The 19,742-nt window shown below is 70.6% G+C and carries 22 protein-coding genes; 11 read left to right on the top strand and 11 right to left on the bottom strand.

Annotated features, from left to right (window positions below; translation table 11 throughout):
• Positions 1 to 8 precede the first annotated feature (8 nt).
• The 3 genes from QTH87_RS05095 to QTH87_RS05085 are packed head-to-tail and all read left to right on the top strand — an operon-like array spanning position 9 to position 2,345.
• A complete protein-coding gene (locus QTH87_RS05095) occupies positions 9 to 902 on the top strand; it encodes a 2-dehydro-3-deoxygalactonokinase (protein WP_286607422.1) in 894 nt (297 codons plus the stop codon).
• The gene (locus QTH87_RS05090; protein ID WP_286607421.1) at positions 899 to 1,540 is read left to right on the top strand and encodes a 2-dehydro-3-deoxy-6-phosphogalactonate aldolase; all 642 of its coding nucleotides are present in this window, start codon (positions 899 to 901) and stop codon (positions 1,538 to 1,540) included. Before QTH87_RS05095 ends, QTH87_RS05090 begins: the two co-directional genes overlap by 4 nt.
• 31 nt (positions 1,541 to 1,571) lie before the next feature.
• Positions 1,572 to 2,345, top strand: a complete 774-nt coding sequence (locus QTH87_RS05085; RefSeq protein ID WP_286607420.1) for an aldolase — start codon at positions 1,572 to 1,574, stop codon at positions 2,343 to 2,345.
• Here QTH87_RS05085 and QTH87_RS05080 read toward each other — a convergent pair.
• The 4 genes from QTH87_RS05080 to QTH87_RS05065 are packed head-to-tail and all read right to left on the bottom strand — an operon-like array spanning position 2,321 to position 6,209.
• Positions 2,321 to 3,040: an SDR family oxidoreductase gene (locus QTH87_RS05080; RefSeq protein ID WP_286607419.1), complete on the bottom strand. Its 720-nt coding sequence runs from the start codon at positions 3,038 to 3,040 to the stop codon at positions 2,321 to 2,323. The two genes, QTH87_RS05085 and QTH87_RS05080, sit on opposite strands and share 25 nt — an antisense overlap.
• A gap of 29 nt (positions 3,041 to 3,069) precedes the next feature.
• Positions 3,070 to 4,479 (bottom strand): MATE family efflux transporter, encoded by a 1,410-nt coding sequence (locus QTH87_RS05075; RefSeq protein ID WP_286607417.1) that lies wholly within the window; start codon positions 4,477 to 4,479, stop codon positions 3,070 to 3,072.
• Positions 4,480 to 4,483: 4 nt separating this feature from the next.
• The gene (locus QTH87_RS05070; RefSeq protein ID WP_286607415.1) at positions 4,484 to 5,752 is read right to left on the bottom strand and encodes an MFS transporter; all 1,269 of its coding nucleotides are present in this window, start codon (positions 5,750 to 5,752) and stop codon (positions 4,484 to 4,486) included.
• Positions 5,745 to 6,209 (bottom strand): MarR family winged helix-turn-helix transcriptional regulator, encoded by a 465-nt coding sequence (locus QTH87_RS05065; RefSeq protein ID WP_286607413.1) that lies wholly within the window; start codon positions 6,207 to 6,209, stop codon positions 5,745 to 5,747. Before QTH87_RS05065 ends, QTH87_RS05070 begins: the two co-directional genes overlap by 8 nt.
• A 52-nt stretch (positions 6,210 to 6,261) precedes the next feature.
• On the opposite strand from QTH87_RS05065, the gene QTH87_RS05060 reads away from it, so the two are divergent.
• The gene (locus QTH87_RS05060; protein WP_286607412.1) at positions 6,262 to 6,804 is read left to right on the top strand and encodes a PaaI family thioesterase; all 543 of its coding nucleotides are present in this window, start codon (positions 6,262 to 6,264) and stop codon (positions 6,802 to 6,804) included.
• Between the two features lie 11 nt (positions 6,805 to 6,815).
• On the opposite strand, the gene QTH87_RS05055 is transcribed toward QTH87_RS05060, so the two are convergent.
• Complete coding sequence (locus QTH87_RS05055; protein WP_286607411.1) at positions 6,816 to 7,310, bottom strand: RidA family protein; 495 nt, start codon at positions 7,308 to 7,310, stop codon at positions 6,816 to 6,818.
• A gap of 200 nt (positions 7,311 to 7,510) precedes the next feature.
• On the opposite strand from QTH87_RS05055, the gene QTH87_RS05050 reads away from it, so the two are divergent.
• The 4 genes from QTH87_RS05050 to gloA are packed head-to-tail and all read left to right on the top strand — an operon-like array spanning position 7,511 to position 11,400.
• On the top strand, positions 7,511 to 8,560 hold the full coding sequence (locus QTH87_RS05050; RefSeq protein ID WP_286607410.1) for an extracellular solute-binding protein: 1,050 nt from the start codon (positions 7,511 to 7,513) through the stop codon (positions 8,558 to 8,560).
• Positions 8,557 to 10,194, top strand: coding sequence for an ABC transporter permease (locus QTH87_RS05045; RefSeq protein ID WP_286607408.1), 1,638 nt, complete (start codon positions 8,557 to 8,559; stop codon positions 10,192 to 10,194). Before QTH87_RS05050 ends, QTH87_RS05045 begins: the two co-directional genes overlap by 4 nt.
• Positions 10,191 to 10,937: an ABC transporter ATP-binding protein gene (locus QTH87_RS05040; protein WP_286607407.1), complete on the top strand. Its 747-nt coding sequence runs from the start codon at positions 10,191 to 10,193 to the stop codon at positions 10,935 to 10,937. Before QTH87_RS05045 ends, QTH87_RS05040 begins: the two co-directional genes overlap by 4 nt.
• Positions 10,938 to 10,989: 52 nt before the next feature.
• Positions 10,990 to 11,400: a lactoylglutathione lyase gene (gene gloA / locus QTH87_RS05035; RefSeq protein ID WP_286607406.1), complete on the top strand. Its 411-nt coding sequence runs from the start codon at positions 10,990 to 10,992 to the stop codon at positions 11,398 to 11,400.
• An 821-nt stretch (positions 11,401 to 12,221) separates the two neighbouring features.
• Here gloA and QTH87_RS05030 read toward each other — a convergent pair.
• The 4 genes from QTH87_RS05030 to QTH87_RS05015 all read right to left on the bottom strand — a co-directional run bounded on the left by QTH87_RS05030 (position 12,222) and on the right by QTH87_RS05015 (position 16,128).
• Complete coding sequence (locus tag QTH87_RS05030) at positions 12,222 to 12,956, bottom strand: haloacid dehalogenase type II (protein WP_286607404.1); 735 nt, start codon at positions 12,954 to 12,956, stop codon at positions 12,222 to 12,224.
• A gap of 28 nt (positions 12,957 to 12,984) precedes the next feature.
• On the bottom strand, positions 12,985 to 13,626 hold the full coding sequence (gene eda, locus QTH87_RS05025; protein ID WP_286607402.1) for a bifunctional 4-hydroxy-2-oxoglutarate aldolase/2-dehydro-3-deoxy-phosphogluconate aldolase: 642 nt from the start codon (positions 13,624 to 13,626) through the stop codon (positions 12,985 to 12,987).
• Positions 13,617 to 15,455: a phosphogluconate dehydratase gene (gene edd, locus QTH87_RS05020; RefSeq protein ID WP_286607399.1), complete on the bottom strand. Its 1,839-nt coding sequence runs from the start codon at positions 15,453 to 15,455 to the stop codon at positions 13,617 to 13,619. The genes eda and edd overlap by 10 nt, the downstream gene beginning before the upstream one ends.
• 127 nt (positions 15,456 to 15,582) lie before the next feature.
• A complete protein-coding gene (locus tag QTH87_RS05015; RefSeq protein ID WP_286607398.1) occupies positions 15,583 to 16,128 on the bottom strand; it encodes an OmpA family protein in 546 nt (181 codons plus the stop codon).
• A 114-nt stretch (positions 16,129 to 16,242) separates the two neighbouring features.
• Here QTH87_RS05015 and QTH87_RS05010 point away from each other — a divergent pair, with 114 nt between their 5' ends.
• Together QTH87_RS05010 and QTH87_RS05005 are read left to right on the top strand one after the other, a co-directional pair.
• Positions 16,243 to 16,914, top strand: a complete 672-nt coding sequence (locus QTH87_RS05010) for a gamma-glutamylcyclotransferase (RefSeq protein ID WP_286608030.1) — start codon at positions 16,243 to 16,245, stop codon at positions 16,912 to 16,914.
• 7 nt (positions 16,915 to 16,921) lie between these two features.
• Positions 16,922 to 17,458 (top strand): superoxide dismutase family protein, encoded by a 537-nt coding sequence (locus QTH87_RS05005; RefSeq protein WP_286607397.1) that lies wholly within the window; start codon positions 16,922 to 16,924, stop codon positions 17,456 to 17,458.
• Between the two features lie 12 nt (positions 17,459 to 17,470).
• On the opposite strand, the gene QTH87_RS05000 is transcribed toward QTH87_RS05005, so the two are convergent.
• Complete coding sequence (locus QTH87_RS05000; RefSeq protein WP_286607395.1) at positions 17,471 to 18,019, bottom strand: nucleotidyltransferase family protein; 549 nt, start codon at positions 18,017 to 18,019, stop codon at positions 17,471 to 17,473.
• A 44-nt stretch (positions 18,020 to 18,063) separates the two neighbouring features.
• Here QTH87_RS05000 and pdxH point away from each other — a divergent pair, with 44 nt between their 5' ends.
• Positions 18,064 to 18,738, top strand: coding sequence for a pyridoxamine 5'-phosphate oxidase (gene pdxH, locus QTH87_RS04995; protein ID WP_444812739.1), 675 nt, complete (start codon positions 18,064 to 18,066; stop codon positions 18,736 to 18,738).
• A gap of 24 nt (positions 18,739 to 18,762) precedes the next feature.
• On the opposite strand, the gene QTH87_RS04990 is transcribed toward pdxH, so the two are convergent.
• On the bottom strand, positions 18,763 to 19,716 hold the full coding sequence (locus QTH87_RS04990; RefSeq protein ID WP_286607391.1) for an AEC family transporter: 954 nt from the start codon (positions 19,714 to 19,716) through the stop codon (positions 18,763 to 18,765).
• Positions 19,717 to 19,742: the final 26 nt, after the last annotated feature.

The following is a 19,742-nucleotide window of genomic DNA, read 5'->3' as shown; positions in this document are numbered from 1 at the left end:
ACCGAATGATGAATCGCCTGGTGGCCATCGACTGGGGCACGACCTCGCTGCGTGGCGCCCTGCTCGACGCGGACGGCCGCGTGCTCGAGTCGCAGAGCCATGCGCGCGGCATCCTCAGCGTCGAGCCCGGCGCCTTCACGCAGGTGTTCGAGACGCTGTTCGGCGACTGGATGCTTCCTGCAGGCACGCGTTGCCTGATCTCGGGCATGGCGGGCAGCAAGCAGGGCTGGGTCGAGGCGCCCTATTGCGCCTGCCCCGCGGGCGCGGCCGAGGTGCGGCGTCGGGTCCTCGAGATCGAGCCGGGCCGCATCTCGATCGTGCCGGGCCTGAGCGACATGCACGACGGCGTGCCCGACGTGATGCGCGGCGAGGAAGTGCAGATCTTCGGCGCCATGGCGCTCACCGGCCTGCGCGACGGCCTGTTCGTGCTGCCGGGCACCCACAACAAGTGGGCCCGCGTCAACAAGGGCACGGTCACCGGCTTCCGGACCTTCATGACGGGCGAGTTCTACGCGCTCCTGAGCCAGCATTCGCTCCTGTCGCGCACCATCGACGCCGACGCGCCGCTCGACGAGGCCGCCTTTCTCCAGGGCGTGGCGCAGTCCGACAACGGCCAGGGCGTGATGCACAACGCCTTCGGCGCGCGCACCCTCGCGCTGTTCGGCCGCATGCCGGCGCGCGAACTGTCGAGCTACTTGTCGGGCGTGCTGATCGGAGAGGAACTGCGCACGCAATCGATCCACGCCGCCACGGACGTGGTGCTGATCGGCTCCGAGGCCCTCACGCTGCGCTACGCGCTGGCCCTGCATGCCGCAGGCATCGAGGCCCGCACGCTCGGCGCCGAAGCCACCTGGGCCGGCCTGCACGCCCTTTCCACCCCCGACGACGAGACCACGCCATGAGCACGCCCCATTCCAAGTTTTCCGCCGCCATGCAGCAGTTGCCGCTGGTCGCGATCCTGCGCGGCCTGACGCCGGAGGAGGCACCCGATGTCGGCGATGCGATCGTCGAGTCGGGCTTCCGCCTGCTCGAGGTGCCGCTGAATTCGCCGCACCCCTTCGCGAGCATCGCGCTGATGCGCCAGCGCTTTCCCGATGCGCTGGTGGGCGCCGGAACGGTTCTGAGTGCACTGCAGGTGCGCGAGGTGAACGATGCCGGCGGGCAGCTGATCGTCTCACCCAACTTCGATGCCGGCGTGGTCGCCGAGGCTGCGCGCCTGGGCCTCGTCTGCCTGCCCGGCGTCATGACGCCGACCGAGGCCTTCGGCGCGCTCGCGGCGGGCGCCAGCGGCCTCAAGCTGTTTCCGGCCGAACTGGCCTCGCCGGCCATGGTCAAGGCGCTGCTCGCGGTACTGCCCGCGGGCACGCCGGTGATGCCGGTCGGCGGCATCGCGCCCGACAACATGCAGGCCTGGCGCGCGGCCGGCGCGGCCGGCTTCGGCATCGGGTCGGCACTCTACAAGCCCGGCAAGAGCGCCGCCGCGGTACGCCAGTCGGCGCTGGACTTCGTCGCCGCATGGACCGGCGCCGTGCGCGCCTGAAACCACCACGAACCCCACACCTGGAGACGACATGCCCTCTGCCGACGCCGACTACGCCAGCCCCGCCGTGCGCACGCTGCGCCAGGACCTCGCCCTCGCCTTGCGCGCTGCCGCCCACCACGGCCTCTCGGAGGGGGTCTGCAACCATTTCAGCGTCGCGCTGCCGGCCGCGGGCGGCATCTCCGACCGCTACCTGATCAACCCGCGCGGCCTGCACTGGAGCGAGATCGGACCCGACGACATCGTGCTGATCGACGTCCGCGGCGAGGTGCTCGCGGGCCGCCACCGGGTCGAGCCGACCGCCCTCTTCATCCACGGCGCCGTGCATCGCATCACCGGCCACGCGGTGGTCCTGCATTGCCACATGCCCTATGCCACCGCGCTCACGCTCACGGCCGAGCGCGCGCTCGATCCGACGCTGAGCCAGAACGCCATGCGCTTCATGAACCGGATCGCGATCAACGCGCGCTACAACGGCCTCGCGCTCGACGATCGCGAAGGCGAACGCATTGCCAACGCCATGCTCGGCAAGGACGTGGCATTCCTTGCGAACCACGGCGTGGTCGTGGCCGGGGCAAGCATCGCCCATGCCTACGACGACCTCTACTACCTCGAGCGCGCCTGCCTGCACCAGGTGATCGCGCAGTCGACCGGGCGGCCGCTGCTGCCCGTCGATGCCGCGCTCGCCGCGCACGTGGCGGCGCAGATCCAGGGCGAGCGCGAGCAGTCCGACCTGTTCTTCGAGGCGCTGCGGCGGCTGCTGCCGGCCCCGCGTTCGCTTCAGCCGGCGCGCGCTGCGGCGTAGGGCGGGGCCTCGGCCGACAGCCCCTGCTTGACCTGGCGCGTCAGCGGATCGGCCAGCACCTCGAAGTGCCCCGCCTCCAGCGCCGCGAAGGTCTGCGCGACCACGTCGTCGGGTGAGGCCTTGGGGCCCGGGATCTTGCTCGTCATGTCGGTGTCCATGAAGGCCACGTGCAGGCTCAGCACCTGCGTGCCCTGCTCGCGCAGCGCGTCGCGCAGGCCGTTGCTGAGCGACCAGGCGGCCGACTTCGAGGCGCTGTAGGTGGCGGCGCCCGGCAGGCTCAGCCAGCTCAGGACGGACAGCACGTTGACGATCGCGCCGCCGCCGTTGCGGGCCAGCACCGGCGCGAAGGCGCGGCTCAGGGCCCATGGTCCGAAGAAGTTGGTCTCGAGCTCCGCGCGGGCGGAAGCGAAGGCCTCGGCCGCATCGCCGCCGCCCAGCAGGCCCGTGCCGCGCGAGATGCCCGCGTTGTTGATCAGCAGCGTGACGTCGCCGCATTCGCGCGCGGCCGCCTCGGCCTGACCGGGCTGCGTCACGTCGAGCGCCACGGCATGTACGCCGGCCAGCGTGATGGTCCTGGGGTCGCGCGCGGCGGCGTAGACCTTCCTGGCGCCGGCAGCCAGCGCAGCGCGCGCAAACGCCAGGCCGAGCCCGCGATTGGCACCGGTGATGAAGACGACGGAGTCCTTGAGTTGCATGACGAGCTTTCGAATGGAGAGGAAAGAGATCAGGTGGCCTGCAGCCGGCGCAGCAGCCCGTGCGGCGTGCGCGGCCAGCCGACGCGGCCGAACCAGGCCCCGCCCGCGATCGCCGAGGCGATGACGATGCCGTACACCACCAGCGCCGCGGCCTGGGCGTAGAAGACCTGCACCAGCTGGCCGCCCCAGCGCAGCGCGAGCCAGCCGCCGAGGCCGGCCACCGCCAGGCGCATGAGGTTGCCGATCACGGGCCACAGCAGCCGGCCTGCGCCCTGCGAGGCGAAGTACAGCACCAGGCCGACGCCGAAGAAGCCGTAGAAGGGCCCGACTGCGCGCAGGTACTGCGTGCCGGCCTCGAGCATCGCGGGATCGCTGCCGAACAGCATGAGCCAGGGGCGCGGGAACAGGGCCGCCGCAAGACCGATCGATCCCGACAGCAGGAAGGCCAGGCCGGCGCCGGCCCAGGTGGCGCGCAGCGCCCGCTCGCGCTGGCCGGCGCCGATGCAGGTGCCGACCATCGCGAGCAGCGGCGCACCGAGGCCGAACACCATCGGCACCAGCAGATACTCGAGCCGCGAGGCCGTGCCGTAGCCCGCGATCGCGTTGGGCCCGAAATGGCCGCTGAGCGCGGTCGCGATGCCGATCGAGAGATTGGTCGACACGGTCGCGATCGCACCTACCAGTCCGATGCGCAGGATGTCGCGAAACAGCGGCCAGCGAAAGCGCATGCCGGCCCACGTGGGCTTCAGCAGGCTGCGCGAGGAACGCAGGTAGACCCACAGCGCGATCGTGCCGCCGAGGTAGTAGGCCAGCAGCGCCGCCGCGCCGCCCGCGATGCCCATGCCCGGTATCGGACCCCAGCCGAAGATCAGCAGCGGCGACAGGGGGATCAGCACCACGACGCCCGCCACCGTGATGTTGGCCGGGACCGCCATGTTGCCGGTGCCGCGGATCACCGCCGCCAGCGAGTTGAACAACCAGACCAGAATCGCGCCTGCGAACACCACGTGCGAATAGACCAGCGCCGCCTCGAGCGAAGCGCCGGTACCGCCCATCAGCGTGAACAACGCACGACCGCCCAGCAGCATCGCCACCGTGAAGAGCAGCCCGAAGCCGACCGCGATCGCCATCGCGTGCAGCACCAGCGCATCCCCATCCTCGCGCCGCCGTGCGCCGAGCGCCCGTGCGATGGCCGATGCGATGCCGCCGCCCATGGCGCCGGCCGAGGTCATCTGCATCAGCATCACGATCGGGAAGACCAGCGCCATGCCGGCCAGCGCGTCGGTGCCGAGCTTGCCGACGAAGTAGGTCTCGATGAGCCCGACCGCCGCCTGCGCGACCATCACGAGCACGTTGGGCGCGGCGAGGCGCAGCAGCGTCGGCACGATCGGTGCCTCGAGCAGGCGCCGGGTGCGTGGATCGATGTCGGTGTCGGCCATGGCGTCAGGCCGGCTTCGCCACCAGACCCGGCCGCGCTTCGCGGATGGGCAGGTTGATCAGCGCGGCGCCCGCGGCCAGCGCGATGTCGATGTACCAGACGATGTCGTAGCTGCCGGTGGCCTGGAACACGTAGCCACCCAGGAAGGCACCGAGGAAGCCGCCGACCTGATGCGCGAGCATCACGACGCCGAACAGCATCGCCATGTTGGCCGGGCCGAACATCTTCGCCACCAGGCCCGCCGTGGGCGGCACGGTCGACAGGAAGGTGATGCCCATGACGGCCGCGAACACCAGCATCACGGCCGGCGTCTTCGGCGCCAGCAGGAACACCAGCACCGCGAGGCCGCGCGTCGCGTAGAGCAGCGACAGCAGCGACTTCATGCGCCAGCGGCCGACCGCCCAGCCCATCAGCAGGCTGCCGACGATGTTGAACAGGCCGATGATGGCGAGCGCCCAGCCGCCGATCTCGGGCGGCAGCCCGCAGGCGGCCACGACGCCGGGGAGGTGGGTGGCCAGGAAGGCGACGTGGAAGCCGCAGACCAGGAAGCCCAGGCTCAGGTAGCGGTAGCTCGGTGTCGCGAGCGCCTGGCCGATAGCCTGGCGCGCGGTGAGCTGCCGGGTGCCGCTCGCGGCCGCCGACTGCGCCGCGAGCGCCTTCGAGTTGCCCTGGAGGATGAACACCGCCGGCAGCGCCAGCAGGATCAGCACGCCCATCCATTGCATCGCGCTGGCCCAGCCCACGCCGGCCATCAGGCCGATCGCGATCGGCGCCATCGCGAACTGCCCGAACGAGCCGCCGGCATTGACGATGCCGGTCGCGAGGCCGCGCTTCTCGGGCGCCACCAGGCGCGTCGCGGTCGCCATCAGCACCGAGGGGCCGGCCATGCCCGCCCCTCCCGCTGCCAGCACGCCGATCGCGAAGATCAGACCGGCGGTGCTGGTCATGAACGGGGTGATGAAGGTGCCGAGCGCCACCAGCAGCACGCCGATGAAGACCACGCGCCCGGTGCCGATGCGATCCGCCACCGCACCGGCGAACGGCTGCGTGAGGCCCCACCAGAGCTGCCCGAAGGCGAAGGCCAGGCTGATGCTGCCGATGCCCAGGCCGGTCGAGGTGTTGAGAGACGACAGGAAGAGCCCCATGCTCTGCCGCACGCCCATGGTCAGAGCGAAGGTGCCGCCGGCCGCCAGCATCACGAGCCAGAAGGCGTGGCGCCTGATGACCGCAGCGGCACGCGGGCCCGTGCCGGGGGAAATGGTGTTGTCAGTCATCGCGTTCCGCCTCGTTGTCTTCGCCTTCGGGTTGCAGGATCGCGATGCTCTCGTCGATCAGCGCATGCAGTGCCAGCACGCGCTCGACACCGAGCTGCGCATTGAGCTTTTCCTGTGCGACGCGCCAGTGGCGCTGCGCCTCGGTGCGCTTCCTGCGGCCTTCCTCGGTGATCGACACCATGCGGCTGCGTGCGTCGGGCCCCTCGCCCTGCAGCAGCCAGCCGGCCTCGAGCATCGGCTTGAGATTGCGCGAGAGCGTCGAGGCGTCGATGCTCATCGCCTGCGCGAGATCGACCGGCCGCAGCGGCCCCAGATGCTGCACGTGCGTGAGCAGCGAGTACTGGGTGGTCTTGAGGCCGCTCTTCACGACCTCGGCGTCATAGTGACGGGCGACCAGCCGCAGCAGTCGCCGCAGCCGGAAATTGGTACAGCCTTGCGGCTTGACGATGGCATCCATGCGAAAGATTGTAGCTACAATCAATGCATATGCAACTGTAAGAGGAAACCAGATGAATCCGTCCGACCTTCTCGCCGCCTGGATCGCCGAGGAAGAAGTGATCAAGGCAAGGCTCGACGCCGGCCCCGGGCCGGGTGTCGCACACCCCGAGCAGATCGCCGGCAAGACCGGGCTCGAGATGATGCAGATGATGATCAACGCCGAGATCCCGTACGCCGCGATCGCCAAGACGCTTTCGTTCCAGATCATCGAGGTCAGCCCGGGCCGCGCCGTGTTCCAGGGCCGGCCGCTGCCGGAGCACCTGAATCCGCTCGGCAGCATCCACGGTGGCTGGTTCGCCACGCTGCTCGACTCCGCGCTCGGCTGCGCGGTCCACACCCTGATGCCGGCGGGCCGGAGCTATACCACGGCCGAGCTCGGCGTGAACCTCGTCAAGGCCATCACGCCAAAGGTGCAGCGCGTGCGCGCCGAAGGCAAGGTGATCCATTGCGGCCGGCAACTGGCCACCGCCGAGGCTCGCATCGTCGGCGCCGACGGCACGCTGTATGCGCACGCGACCACCACATGCCTGGTGTTCGAGTTGCCCAAGCGCTGACAGCGGCCGGGTCAGGCGGAGCTGCTGGCGAGTTCGACTTCGCCCTCGATCTCGACGGGAATGCCGAATGGCAGTTCCGCGACACCCACCGCGCTGCGCGCATGGGCGCCCACCTCGGGCCCGAAGACCTCCTGGATCAGTTCCGTGAACCCGTTGATCACGGCAGGCTGCCGATGGTAGCCGGGCGCGGAATTCACCATGCCGAAGATCCGGGTCCAGGCCACGATGCGGTCGAGGTCGCCGAGCTGCCGCTGCAGGCTGCCGAGGATGGCGAGGCCCGTGAGCCGCGCCGCCTCGTGGGCCTCCCGTTCGGTCACGTCGAGGCCGACCTTGCCCAGCGGCATGGCGAGCGATCCGTCGAGGTTGGTAGGCCCATGGCCGGAGATCAACGCCCTCGACCCCACGATCCGCACCATCGGAAACGGCAGCACCACGCCGGGCGGAAGCCGCAGCGGCGCCGGCAACTCGATTCGAAGGACGGCAAGACGGTCGGATATCTGGGACATGGCGAATGGATCAGTATGGGCAGGCGGATGCGCCCGGTCAACGCAACCGGGCGGGCACCGGTCAACCGCGGATTAGGCCTGCAATCCATGCGTGTTTGGATTCGGCACGGCCCCGGACCCTGGAATGATTCGCATTGGCGCGCGCGCACGCATGCGCGACAGCGTCAAGAACCATTCCACATCGCATCCGGGAGATCCTCATGACCGCACGCCTTCGCGCGCCCGCCCGCGCCACCCTCGCGCTCGGCGCCACGGCCCTCGCGCTGCTCGCCACCGCCCTGCCCGCCCATGCGGCCGGCGAGGTCACGGTCTACACCACGCGCGAGCCCGGCCTGATCCAGCCGCTGCTGGCGGCCTTCAGCGCCCAGAACGACGTCAAGGTCAACACCGTGTTCGTCAAGGACGGACTGCTCGAGCGCGTCAAGGCCGAAGGCGCACGCTCGCCGGCCGACCTGCTCATGACCGTCGACATCGGCAACCTCGTCGACCTGGTCGACGGCGGCGTCACGCAGCCCGTGAAGTCGGCGGCGCTCGAATCCGCGATCCCGTCCAACCTGCGCGCCGCCGACGGCCAGTGGTACGGCCTCTCGATGCGCGCGCGCGTGGCCTATGCCGACAAGGACCTGCCAATCGCGTCGCTGCGCTACGAGGACTTCGCCGACCCCAGGTACAAGGGCAAGGTCTGCATCCGTTCGGGCCAGCACCCGTACAACGTCGGGCTGGTGTCGGCCATGCTCGCGCACGACGGCGAGGCCAAGACCGAGCAGTGGCTGCGCGGCGTGAAGGCCAACCTAGGCCGCAAGGCCACCGGGGGCGATCGCGACGTGGCGCGCGACATCCTCGGCGGCATCTGCGATGTCGGCCTCGCGAACTCCTACTACGTCGGCCAGCTCAAGGGCGCCAAGGAAGGCACCGACGCGCGCAAGTGGGGCGATGCGATCAAGGTCGTGAAACCCACCTTCGCCAAGGGTGGCGGCACGCACGTCAACATCAGCGGCGCTGCCGTGGCGAAGAACGCGCCGCATCGCGACAACGCGGTCAAGCTGCTCGAGTTCCTGGTCTCGCCCTCGGCCCAGGTGCTCTACGCCGAGGCCAACTACGAATACCCGGTGCGCAAGGGCGTCGCGCTCGACCCGATCATCGCGCGCAGCATCGGCGAACTGAAGGTCGATCCGCTGCCGATCGCCGAGATCGCCAAGTACCGCAAGCAGGCCAGCGCCCTGGTCGACAAGGTCGCGTTCGACCAGTGACTCGGCTGCGGCCGGTCGGCCGGCTCTGGCAGGCCACCACGCTGCTGATCGCGCTCGGCGTGCTGGCGCCGGTGGCGAGCCTGCTGTGGCTGGCCTTCGGGTCGGGCCTCGGCCATTGGGCACATCTGGCACGCCACGTGCTGCCGCAGGCGGCGCTCGACACAGCCATCCTGCTGGCCGGCGTGGGCCTGCTGGTGCTCGTGATCGGCACCGGCTGCGCCTGGCTGGTGACCGCCTGCGATTTCCCCGGCCGCGGCGTGCTGCACTGGGCACTGCTGCTGCCGCTCGCCATGCCGACCTACATCGTCGCCTTCGCCTACCTCGACCTGCTGCATCCGCTCGGCCCGGTGCAGGGTGCGCTGCGCTGGCTGCTGGGCTTCGACAGCCCGCGCCAGTTCCGCCTGCCCGACCTTCGATCGATGCCGGGCGCCACGTTGCTGCTGGGCTTCGTGCTCTACCCTTATGTCTACATGACAGCACGCGCCATGTTCATGACCCAGCCGGCCCATCTGATGGAAGCCGCGCGTTCGCTTGGCGAGAGCCGGACCGGCGCCTTCTTTCGTGTCGCGCTGCCGCTGGCTCGCCCCGCGCTCGCGGTGGGCCTGAGCCTGGCGCTGCTCGAGACGCTCAACGACATCGGCGCCTCCGAGTTCCTCGGCATCCGTACGCTGACGGTCGCGGTCTACACCACCTGGGTCACGCGCTCGGACCTCGCGGGCGCCGCGCAGATCGCCTGCGCGATGCTGTTCGTGGTGGTGGCGCTGGTGCTGCTCGAGCGCCACGGGCGGCGCCACCAGCGCTTCGGCTCGGTGCAGCGCATGCGCGCGATCCGGCCGCGACCGCTGCACGGCGCCGCGGCATGGCTCGCCACCGCCGCGGCCGCCCTGCCGGTGCTCATCGGGTTCGTGGCGCCGGCTCTCTATCTCGTGTGGGAGACAGCCCAGCGGCTGCGGCAAGGCAGCGGCATCTCGCGCGGCCTGATCGACAGCCTGCTCAACACGCTGGGCGTGGCCACCGGCGTCACCGCGGTGGCGCTCGCGGCCGGCCTCGTCGTTGCCTGGGCGGTGCGTGCGCAGGGTTCGACACCCGGACGCGACCGCTGGCAGGGCCGCGCCACAACGCTGGGCTACGCGGTGCCGGGCACCGTGCTGGCGATCGGCCTGCTGACGCCCGCGCTGGCCGCCGATGCCGCCCTGGCCTCGCTGATCGGCCATCCGGGCCTGCCGCTCATGGGCGCCGGCGTGGTGCTGGTGGTGGCCTGCGCGATCCGCTTCCTCGCGATGCCGGTGGGAGGCATCGAGGCCGGCCTGGCGCGCATCCCGCCGGCCCTCGAGCAATCGGCCCGCCTGCTGGGCGAGAGCCCTGGCGGCACGCTGCGCCGCGTGCACCTGCCCCTGCTGCGGCCGGCGATCGCTGCCAGCGCGCTGCTGGTCTTCGTCGACGCCATGAAGGAACTGCCGGCCACGCTGCTGCTGCGGCCCGCCAACTTCGAGACCCTCGCGACCTCGCTCTATGCGGAAGCGGCGCGCGGCACTTACGAGGAAGGCGCCATCGCCGCACTGGCGATCGTGCTGGCGGGGCTGCTGCCGGTGGTGCTGCTGGCGCGCAACGGCCTGTCGGAGACCACGGCATGAGCCGGACGCCCGCCACCGAAGCGAATGCCGAAGCACTGCAGCGCGGACCTGCTGCAGCCAGCGCGGCGCTCGCCATCGAAGACCTGCGCCTGGCCTACGAGGGGCCGCGCGGCACGCACACGGTGGTCGATGGCTTCTCGCTCGGGCTCGCTGCGGGCGAGATCGGCTGCCTGCTCGGCCCTTCGGGCTGCGGAAAATCCACGGTGCTGCGCGCGATCGCGGGCTTCGAGCCGGCACGCGCGGGCAGCATCCGGCTCGGCGACGCCCTGCTCTCTTCCACGCAGGTGCACCTGGCGCCCGAGCGCCGCCGCGTCGGCATGATGTTCCAGGACTACGCGCTGTTCCCGCACCTGAGCGCCGCGCAGAACGTCGGCTTCGGCCTGCGTCGCCTGCCGCGCGCCGAGCAACTGCGTCGCGTCGCGGCCATGCTCGCGCTGGTGGGCCTGCCGGAGGCCGGCGATCGCCATCCGCACGAGTTGTCGGGCGGCCAGCAGCAGCGCATCGCGCTGGCCCGCGCGCTGGCACCCGCACCGGCCCTGCTGCTGCTCGACGAGCCGTTCTCGAACCTCGACGGCGCCACCCGCGAGCGCCTGACCGCCGATGTCCGCAAGATCCTGAAGGCCGCAGGCCAGACCGCGGTGCTGGTCACGCACAACGAGGCCGAGGCCCATGCGATGGCCGATCGCATCGGCGTGATGCACGACGGCCGCCTGAGCCGCTGGGACGCCCCTTCGCGCCCATAGCGATCGCGTCGGGGCGAGAATGACGCCCACGACAACTGACGACGACCACGATATGCGACTCCTCCACACCATGCTGCGCGTCGGCGACCTGCAGCGCTCGATCGACTTCTACACGAAGGTGCTGGGCATGCAATTGCTGCGCACCTCCGAGAACCCCGAGTACAAGTACAGCCTGGCCTTCGTCGGCTACGAGGGCAACCCGGCCCAGGCCGAGATCGAACTGACCTACAACTGGGGCACCGACGGCTACGAGATGGGCACTGCCTACGGCCACATCGCGCTCGGCGTGCCAGACGCCTACGCGGCCTGCGACAAGATCAAGGCCGCAGGCGGCAACGTCACGCGCGAAGCCGGACCGGTGAAGGGCGGCAGCACCGTGATCGCGTTCGTGACGGATCCGGATGGGTACAAGATCGAGTTGATACAGCGGGCGGAAGGTGCGGCCGGAGGTGGACTGCGCTGACGCGCGTCCTCAAGAGCAAGGCAGCGGAATGGTTCCGGCGCTCGCTGGACTTTGCAGTGACCTCGAGCTTCGTCAGGCGCCTGCACATTGCGGCCGGACTACGCGGCAGAAGGTATGGCTTCACGGCCGAGGCTGCGCAACGCGGTAGGGGCTGCGTGACGCAAGCTCCTGCCGGGGCGGTCGGCGCTGCGCGCCGACTCCGTTGCGGTTCTCGCCTGCGGGCGGCGTCGCGGAACTCGCTGCGTGCCCCTTCGGTGCACTCCGCTCAAACAGCCGCGACGAGTCAGAGTTGATGCGCGTGCTACGCACGCTCCCGCCCACAGGCTCCGCTCCTCACCGCCCCGGAAGTCGCCCGCGCCCCACAGCCCCTACCGCGCTGCGCCGGGACGTTGTGCCTGTTCGACGCCGAAGCGCGACAGCACGGCCTCCGCACTCGACAAGGGCATACGCGCTCAAGTCATTCCCTGGCTGTCAAATCGCGCGTCAAGACCGACGCAACATGTCCACAGCCGGGGTGTCAGCCGATGCGCGGCGGTGCGCCTGTGGGGCGCCGAGGAGCGCAGCGTGGCCGGCTGCGCGTGCGAAGACACGCGCATCAACCTCTGACTTGCCGCAGCTGTCTGAGCGCAGCGCGCCAAAGGAGCGCGAAGCGAGTTCTGCGGCACAGCCGGCCACGCGAGCACCGCAGGGAAGTCGGTGCGCAGCACCGACCGCTCCACCGAAGCTCCGCCGCGCATCGGCTGACACCCCGGCTGCGCCCACAGCCTTACCGTGTCTCGGCCAGTCCTTGCAGACTCAAGGCCGCTGCGAGCCCCGCGTCTTCAACAGCCGAGCAAGTCGGCCAAGGCGACGATGTCCCGCGCATGCAAGGTGTTGTCCGCATGCGGCGACACATCCTTCGGCTGCTTCGTGCCGAACTCGAGCGGCCGCTCGATGTAGCCGGTGCGCAGGCCGCAGGCGCGTGCCGCGGCGAGGTCGTCGTGGTGCGCCGCGGCCAGCATCACCTGTCCGGGGGTGACGTCGAACACCGCCGCCACGCCGAGGTAGGTGCGCGGGTCGGGCTTGTAGGCCTTGAACACCTCGGCCGACAGCACGCAATCCCATGGCAGGCCGGCGCGCTTGGCCATCTCGGTCAGCAGGCCGATGTTGCCGTTCGAGAGCGGGCAGATGGTGAACCTGCGCTTGAGCCGCGCGAGGCCGTCGACCGCGTCGGGCCAGGCCGGCAGGCGATGCCAGGCGGTGTTGAGTTCGCGCTTCTTCGCGGGGTCGAGGTCGACGACGCCGAACTCGCGCAGCACGCCGCCGAGGATGCCCATGTGCAGTTCGTCGAGCAGCGTGAAGCCGCCCTCGCCGGCCGCCAGCCGTTCCATCACGCCCTTCATTGCTGGCTGGTAGCCGGCACGCCAGGCCAGCGCGAAGGCACTGCCGTCGATGCCGGGGACGATGCGCTCGGCCTCGGCCGCGATGCCCGAATGCCAGTCGACGACCGTGCCGAAGACGTCGAAGGCGATGACCTTCAGGTCGCCGAGGTCGGTCGTCGCGTCGCTCGTCGGCATGCGGGCTGCTCCCTCGTCTTCGTCTTCGTCAGCGGGCCAGCTGGCAGGCCTCGCGTGCGAGCGCCTCGATGCGCTTCCAGTCGCCGGCCGCGATGGCGTCGGTCGGCACGATCCACGAGCCGCCCACGCACGCCACGTTGGACAGCGCAAGGAATTCGGCCGCGTTGCCCGCATGCACGCCGCCCGTGGGGCAGAACCTGACCTCGCCGAACGGGCCCTGCCACGCCTTGAGCATCGCCAGCCCGCCGGCCTGCACGGCCGGGAAGAACTTGAGCTCGGTCAGGCCGTCTTCCTGCGCCATCATGATCTCGCTGCCAGTGGCGACGCCGGGCAGCAGCGGCAGGCCGAGGTCGTGGCAGGCCTTGCCGACGGCCCGCGTGTAGCCCGGGCTGACGCCGAAGCGCGCACCGGCCAGCGCCGAGGCCTGGGCATCGGCAGCGCTGCGTATCGTGCCCGCACCGGCCACGGCTTCGGGCACTTCCTTGGCGATCAGCTCGATGCATTCGAGTGCCTCGCGCGTGCGCAGCGTGACCTCGAGCATGCGGATGCCGCCCGCCACCAGCGCGCGCGCCAGCGGCACGGCGTCCTTGACGTCGTGCAGCACGATCACCGGAATCACCGGCGCGTCGCGCATCACGTCGAGCGCGGTGAGGGTTTCATTCACAGCCATGAACAGGCTCCTTCTTCAGCAGTCAGTGCATTGCGCCGCATTCCGGCGAACAGGTCGCGCCCGAGGCCGCGGCCATTGGCGGCACGCGCGGCGTCGGGCATGACGGCATTCTCGCGCGCCGCCCATTCATCTTCGGGCAGCAGCACGGTGAGCGTGCCGGCGACGCCGTCGAGCCGGATCAGATCGCCGTCGCGCACCTTGGCCAGCGGACCGCCCGCGGCCGCCTCTGGCGATACGTGGATGGCCGCGGGAATCTTGCCCGAGGCACCGCTCATGCGGCCGTCGGTGACGAGCGCCACGCGGAATCCCTTGCCCTGCAGCACCGACAGCGGCGGCGTGAGCTTGTGCAGCTCGGGCATGCCGTTGGCCTGCGGACCCTGCCAGCGCACCACGCAGACCACGTCGCGCTCGAGCTCGCCCGCGGTGAAGGCCTGTTGCAGTTCGGCCTGCGAATCGAACACGCGCGCGGGCGCCTCGATCACGTGGCGATCGGCGGGCACCGACGAGATCTTGATCACGCTGCGCCCCAGGTTGCCCTGCAGCAGCTTGAGGCCGCCGGTGGCGCTGAAGGGCGCAGACACCGGGCGGGCCACCGTGTCGTCCTTCGACGGCGCGGCCGACACCCACCGCAGCGGCCGCTCGCCCGAGGGCTGGCCGTCGAGCACCGGGATGCCGGCGAATTCGCGGATGCCGCCCGCACGCACGCTGAGCACGTCGGCGTGCATGAGGCCGGCGTCGAGCAGCTCGCCGATCACGAAGCCCGGGCCGCCCGCTTCCTGGAAGCCGTTGACGTCGGCCGTGCCGTTGGGATAGACGCGCGTCAGCAGCGGCACCACCTCGGACAGCTCGGCGAAGTCGTTCCAGTCGATCAGGATGCCGGCCGCGCGCGCCACCGCGACCCAGTGGATCAGGTGGTTGGTCGAGCCACCGGTCGCCAGCAGCGCCGACATGGCGTTGACGATGACGCGCTCGTCGACCAGCTCGCCGATCGGCGGCACCGCGAAGGCCGAATCGCCGGCGCGGCCCAGCACGGTGCGCACGGCCTCGCGCGTGAGCGCCTCGCGCATGTCGTCGCCGGGCTGGATGAAGGCCGATCCCGGCACGTGCAGGCCCATGGCCTCGAGCAGCATCTGGTTGCTGTTGGCGGTGCCGTAGAAGGTGCAGGTGCCCTGCGCGTGATAGGCCTGCATCTCGGCATCGAGAAGGCCCTGGCGGCCGACCAGGCCCTGTGCCGCCTGCTCGCGCACCTTCGACTTGGCGGTGTTCGACAAGCCCGAGGGCATGGGACCGGCCGGCACGAAGACGGTCGGCAGATGGCCGAAATGCAGCGCGCCAATCAGCAGGCCCGGCACGATCTTGTCGCAGACGCCGAGCAGCAGGGCGGCATCGAACATGTCGTGCGTCAGCGCGACCGCGGTCCCCATGGCGATCACGTCGCGGCTGAAGAGACTGAGCTCCATGCCCGGCGTGCCCTGCGTGACGCCGTCGCACATGGCGGGCACGCCACCCGCCACCTGGGCCGTGGCGCCGAGCCGGCGTGCCTCGTGCTTGACGATGTCGGGATAGCCCTGGTACGGCGCATGGGCCGACAGCATGTCGTTGTAGGCGGTGACGATGCCGATGTTCGGCGCCCGCTCGCTCACGACCCGGAACTTGTCGTTGGCCGGGATGCCGGCCACGGCGTGAGCCACGTTGGCGCAGCCCATGCGGTCGGAGCCGCGGTCCCGGTTGCGCGTCTCGGCGACGTCCTGCAGGTAGGCGCTGCGCAGCGTCTGGCTGCGCGCACGGATGCGCTCGGTGACAGCGCGGACGGTGGAATGGAGGGTCATGGGCCTTGTCGCTCTGCCGATGAGCCGTCGTGGGCCGGCTCGGTTCCGTGCATGGTAGCAACTCCCCCAAGCAAAAACCCGGCCGAGCCGGGTTTTTTGTTGCAGTGCAGCGTACCTGCCGCCGACCTCAGTCGATCAGCTTGACCTCGACCCGGCGCGCCTCGGCGTTGTTGCCGCTGCCGGCGGTGACGGCGGGTTTCTGCATGTCGACCTTGGAGCCCGGAACGCCGAGTCCGACCAGCACGTCGCGCACCGTTTCGGCGCGCTTCTTGGCCAGCGCCTCGTTGACCGCCGGATCGCCGGTGGTGTCGTGGAAGCCCGAGACGACCGCCTTGCGGCCGCCCTCGACGCCCTTGATCACCACGGCGAGCGCCTCGGCGGCGCCTGGCGCCAGGTCGGCGCTGGCGGTGGCGAAATAGAAGTTCACGACGCCGCCCAGCACGCGGATGCTGGCGCCGTCGGGAATCACGACCGTGACGGTCTCGGTCACGACCGCCAGCGTGACCGGCGCACCGGACGCGGCGGCAGCGGCGGGCGGCGGCGTCGGGCCCATCATGTGGCTGCGCGCATAGAGCACGATGCCGATCACGAACAGGATCACGAGCGCGATCAGGCCGAGCAGGAAGGCAAGGATGAAATTCTGTTGGCCTTCGTCATCACTGTTCGCGGACATGGGAGGGTCTCCGTAATTGAGGGGTCGGTAAATAATGGTGCGGTGAACCATGACCGCCAAATTGTAGGGGGCGCCCGTGACACCGGCGCCACCAGCGATCCGGGCCCACCGGGCCTGGACCCCCTGCCCGCGCCGCTGCGCGACCCCAAGCCGATGCTCGACCGCGTGATCGCCGAATGGGGCGGCCACGACGACCTGTGGCTGTTCGGCTACGGCTCGCTGATCTGGCGCCCGGACTTCGGCTTCGTCGAACGCCAGCCGGCGCGCGTGCACGGCTGGCATCGCGCCTTGAAGATGTGGAGCCGCGTCAACCGCGGCACGGTCGAGAACCCGGGCCTGGTGTTCGGGCTGCTGTCGGGCGGCTGCTGCCGCGGCATGGTGTTCCGCGTGCCGGCCGCGGATGGCCTCGAGACGCTGGGCCGGCTCTGGCTGCGCGAGATGCCGACCGGCGTCTACGACCCGCGCTGGCTCGAATGCGTCACGCCGCATTCGACCGTGCGCGCGCTGGCATTCACGCTGTCGCGGCGCAGCCCCAACTTCACGGGCGAGCTCAGCGACGAGCGCTACGCGCAGATCTTCGAGAGCGCGGTGGGGCGCTACGGCAGCTCGCTCGACTACGCCCACCAGACGCTGCTCGAGCTGCGCCGCCATGCGATCCACGACGCCGCGCTGGCGCGTCTGATCAAGCTCGCGGAAAGCCGCTTGTCGGCTCAGGCCGACAGCGGCGCATCGAAGTCTCCGGTATACCCTCCTGATTCGACCTCGAACCACGGATCCAAGGAGTAGTCCGACCATGCGCCAACGCCTCATCGCCCCCGCCTTCGCCGTCTGCGCGGCCGGCCTGCTCGCCGCCTGCGGCACCATGGGGCCGAAGGCCGGCGCCGGTGCCGACCTGGCGCCGACGGCAGCCGTCTCGCCGAACCCGACCATGGGCCGCGTGAGCTTCACGGCGCTCGACCACGGCGTGCGGGTGAAGGGCGAGGTACGCGGCCTGCAGCCGGGCACCGAGCACGGCTTCCACATCCACGAGAAGGGCGATTGCGGCAACAACGGCGACGCCTCTGGCGGCCACTTCAACCCGGCCGGCGGCACCCATGGCAAGTTCGCCGCGCCGGGCAGCCATGCAGGCGAACTGCCGAGCCTGGTGGCCGACGCCGCGGGCGTCGCGCGCTTCAGCGTCGACGTCCACACGCTGTCGCTGACCGAAGGCGCGGCCAACAACGTCATCGGCCGCGCCGTGGTCGTGCACCGCGACCGCGACGACTTCACGACCCAGCCGGCCGGCAACTCGGGCCCGCGCATCGCCTGCGGGGTGATTGCGCGCAGCTAGCCGGGCAACGCTTCAGGCAGCGTCCTGCCGCGCGCGCATCAGCGCCTCGGCACGCGCCAGTTCCTCGGGCGTGTCGATGTCGGTCACGATGCCGACGTCATCGACCTCCACGTCCGCCACCTGCCCCGCTTCGCGCAGCGTGCGCAACACCGGCGCCGCGCCCAGATTGCCCGCCAGCGCCTCGAGCGCCTCGCGGCAGGTCGCGGCGAAGGCGACCGGATGCCCGCGCTGGTCGCGGTAGTGCGGCTGTGCCGCTTGCACCTGCGGTCCGGCGAGCGCCTGCGCCACCATTCGGAGCGTGGCCGGCTGCACCAGCGGCAGATCGGCCGGCAGGATCAGCCAGCCCGCCGCCTGGGGCGTGGCGCGCACCGCCGCGGCGATCGAGTCGCCCATGCCGGGATGGCCGACGTCTTCCAGGTGCCACGGCAGGCCGCTCGCACGCACGGCGGCCAGCGTGTGCCCGAGCACCGTGTCCCCGGCCAGTGGCGCCTGCAGCTTGTGGCCGGCACCGCCGGCCGCGCGAAAGCGCTCGCCACGGCCCGAGGCGAGGACGATGACCATGGGCGGGCGTGGTTCGGCTGCTGCATCCATGGCGCGCAGTATCCATGCTTCGCTTGCGCAACAATGGCGCCATGAGTTCTCCCAACGAATCGCTGGCCGCCCTGCGCAAGAGCTACGAGCGCGCCGAGCTCGACGAAACCCGCAGCGCCGCCGACCCGCTGGCCCAGTTCGAGCGCTGGCTGGCCGAGGCGATCGACGCCCGCCTGCCCGAACCCAACGCCATGACGCTCGCAACGGTGGGCGGCGATCTGCGGCCCTCGACGCGCATCGTGCTGATCAAGGGCTTCGACGCGCGCGGCATCGTCTGGTACACCAACTACGAGAGCCGCAAGGGCCGCGAGCTGGCCGGCAACCCGAATGCCGCGCTGCAGTTCCACTGGGTCGAGCTCGAGCGCGTGGTGCGCATCGAGGGCCGGGTGCACAAGGTCGACGAGGCCGAGAGCGATGCCTACTTCGCGAGCCGCCCGCTCGATTCGCGCATCGGCGCCTGGGCGAGCCCGCAGAGCGAGGTGATCGCCGGCCGCGACGTGCTCGTGAAGAACGTCGCGGTGCAGGCGGCACGGCACCTGCTGTCGCCGCCGCGGCCGCCGCACTGGGGCGGATTTCGTCTCGTGCCTGATCGCTGGGAGTTCTGGCAGGGCCGCAGGAGCCGGCTGCACGACCGGCTGCGCTATCGCAGCGAAGGCGGCGCCTGGGTGCGCGAGCGGCTGGCGCCCTGACCCGGACGCGGGACTGCGCCTTCCTCAGAATCCGCCGACGAGCGACATCACGATCGAAAGGCTGAACAGCGCCAGCACGGTCGAGACGACCACGCTCGCGGTGACCAGTTCCTCCGAGGTGCGGTAGCGCTGCGCGAACAGGAAGACATTGGCACCGATCGGCAGCGCCGCAGCCACCACCATCACCGTGAGCGGCAGGCCGCGCAGGCCGAACAGCCAGCCCAGGCCGGCCACCAGCGCCGGATGCACCAGGTTCTTGACCAGCGCCTGCGCGAGCGCGTTGCGCCAGTGCAGGCCGACCGGCGTGAGTGCCAGCGTGATGCCGACCAGCATCAGTGCGACCGGGCTGAAGGCATGGCCGAGCAGCGCCAGCGGCTTGTCGATGACTTCGGGAATCGCGAGCCCGGTCTGGGCGAAGAGCAGGCCGAGCAGGATCGGCGCCTGCACCGGATGGATGATGGCGTTGCGCAGCGCCCGGCCGACGGTGCGCGCCATGCCGGGCCGGCCCTGGTCGGCGCCGATCCGCAGTGCTTCCTCGCGGGCAACTGCGAGTTCCAGGAAGACGGTGGCGCTGGTCAGCAGCACCAGCGAGTGCAGCGAGATCAGCGTCAGCAGCACCACCATGCCCTCGGGCCCGTAGGCCAGGCCGACGAGCGCGATGCCGATCATCACGGTGTTGCTGTAGGTGTTGGCGAGCGCGAGCACGACGCCGGTGCGGCCGAAGCCGCGCCACACGAGCGTCGCCGCGAAGATGAGGCCTGCAGCGACAAAGTAGGCTGCCACCGGCTCGAGGCGCAGCTGCTCGATGCGCACCGTGCTCATCGAGCGAAACAGCAGCGGCGGCGCCAGCAGCAGGAACACCAGGTTCGACAGATCGCTCACCGCGGCGCCCTGGATCCAGCGTCGCTTGCCAGCCAGAAAGCCGACCGCGATCAGGAAGACGACAGGCAGCAGAGAGGAGATGACGGGGCCATTCATGTGCGGTCGAGAATAGTCGACCTCTC

Source organism: Variovorax jilinensis, from assembly GCF_030316885.1.
GTDB classification, from domain to species: domain Bacteria; phylum Pseudomonadota; class Gammaproteobacteria; order Burkholderiales; family Burkholderiaceae_C; genus Variovorax; species Variovorax jilinensis.
The sequence above is the reverse complement of the archived record's forward strand: the minus strand, read 5'-3'. Positions and strand labels throughout refer to the sequence as shown.

What these genes read in the sequence shown, in the direction of transcription:
- edd (WP_286607399.1), bottom strand. Translation starts at nt 15,455, where the DNA reads ATGACCCTCCATTCCACCGTCCGCGCTGTCACCGAGCGCATCCGTGCG.
- pdxH (WP_444812739.1), top strand. Translation starts at nt 18,064, where the DNA reads ATGCTTCGCTTGCGCAACAATGGCGCCATGAGTTCTCCCAACGAATCG.
- QTH87_RS05005 (WP_286607397.1), top strand. Translation starts at nt 16,922, where the DNA reads ATGCGCCAACGCCTCATCGCCCCCGCCTTCGCCGTCTGCGCGGCCGGC.
- QTH87_RS05065 (WP_286607413.1), bottom strand. Translation starts at nt 6,209, where the DNA reads ATGGATGCCATCGTCAAGCCGCAAGGCTGTACCAATTTCCGGCTGCGG.
- QTH87_RS05075 (WP_286607417.1), bottom strand. Translation starts at nt 4,479, where the DNA reads ATGGCCGACACCGACATCGATCCACGCACCCGGCGCCTGCTCGAGGCA.
- QTH87_RS05055 (WP_286607411.1), bottom strand. Translation starts at nt 7,310, where the DNA reads ATGTCCCAGATATCCGACCGTCTTGCCGTCCTTCGAATCGAGTTGCCG.
- QTH87_RS05080 (WP_286607419.1), bottom strand. Translation starts at nt 3,040, where the DNA reads ATGCAACTCAAGGACTCCGTCGTCTTCATCACCGGTGCCAATCGCGGG.
- eda (WP_286607402.1), bottom strand. Translation starts at nt 13,626, where the DNA reads ATGGCTGTGAATGAAACCCTCACCGCGCTCGACGTGATGCGCGACGCG.
- QTH87_RS04990 (WP_286607391.1), bottom strand. Translation starts at nt 19,716, where the DNA reads ATGAATGGCCCCGTCATCTCCTCTCTGCTGCCTGTCGTCTTCCTGATC.
- QTH87_RS05070 (WP_286607415.1), bottom strand. Translation starts at nt 5,752, where the DNA reads ATGACTGACAACACCATTTCCCCCGGCACGGGCCCGCGTGCCGCTGCG.
- QTH87_RS05000 (WP_286607395.1), bottom strand. Translation starts at nt 18,019, where the DNA reads ATGGTCATCGTCCTCGCCTCGGGCCGTGGCGAGCGCTTTCGCGCGGCC.
- QTH87_RS05015 (WP_286607398.1), bottom strand. Translation starts at nt 16,128, where the DNA reads ATGTCCGCGAACAGTGATGACGAAGGCCAACAGAATTTCATCCTTGCC.
- QTH87_RS05040 (WP_286607407.1), top strand. Translation starts at nt 10,191, where the DNA reads ATGAGCCGGACGCCCGCCACCGAAGCGAATGCCGAAGCACTGCAGCGC.
- QTH87_RS05060 (WP_286607412.1), top strand. Translation starts at nt 6,262, where the DNA reads ATGAATCCGTCCGACCTTCTCGCCGCCTGGATCGCCGAGGAAGAAGTG.
- QTH87_RS05095 (WP_286607422.1), top strand. Translation starts at nt 9, where the DNA reads ATGAATCGCCTGGTGGCCATCGACTGGGGCACGACCTCGCTGCGTGGC.
- QTH87_RS05085 (WP_286607420.1), top strand. Translation starts at nt 1,572, where the DNA reads ATGCCCTCTGCCGACGCCGACTACGCCAGCCCCGCCGTGCGCACGCTG.
- QTH87_RS05030 (WP_286607404.1), bottom strand. Translation starts at nt 12,956, where the DNA reads ATGCCGACGAGCGACGCGACGACCGACCTCGGCGACCTGAAGGTCATC.
- QTH87_RS05050 (WP_286607410.1), top strand. Translation starts at nt 7,511, where the DNA reads ATGACCGCACGCCTTCGCGCGCCCGCCCGCGCCACCCTCGCGCTCGGC.
- gloA (WP_286607406.1), top strand. Translation starts at nt 10,990, where the DNA reads ATGCGACTCCTCCACACCATGCTGCGCGTCGGCGACCTGCAGCGCTCG.
- QTH87_RS05090 (WP_286607421.1), top strand. Translation starts at nt 899, where the DNA reads ATGAGCACGCCCCATTCCAAGTTTTCCGCCGCCATGCAGCAGTTGCCG.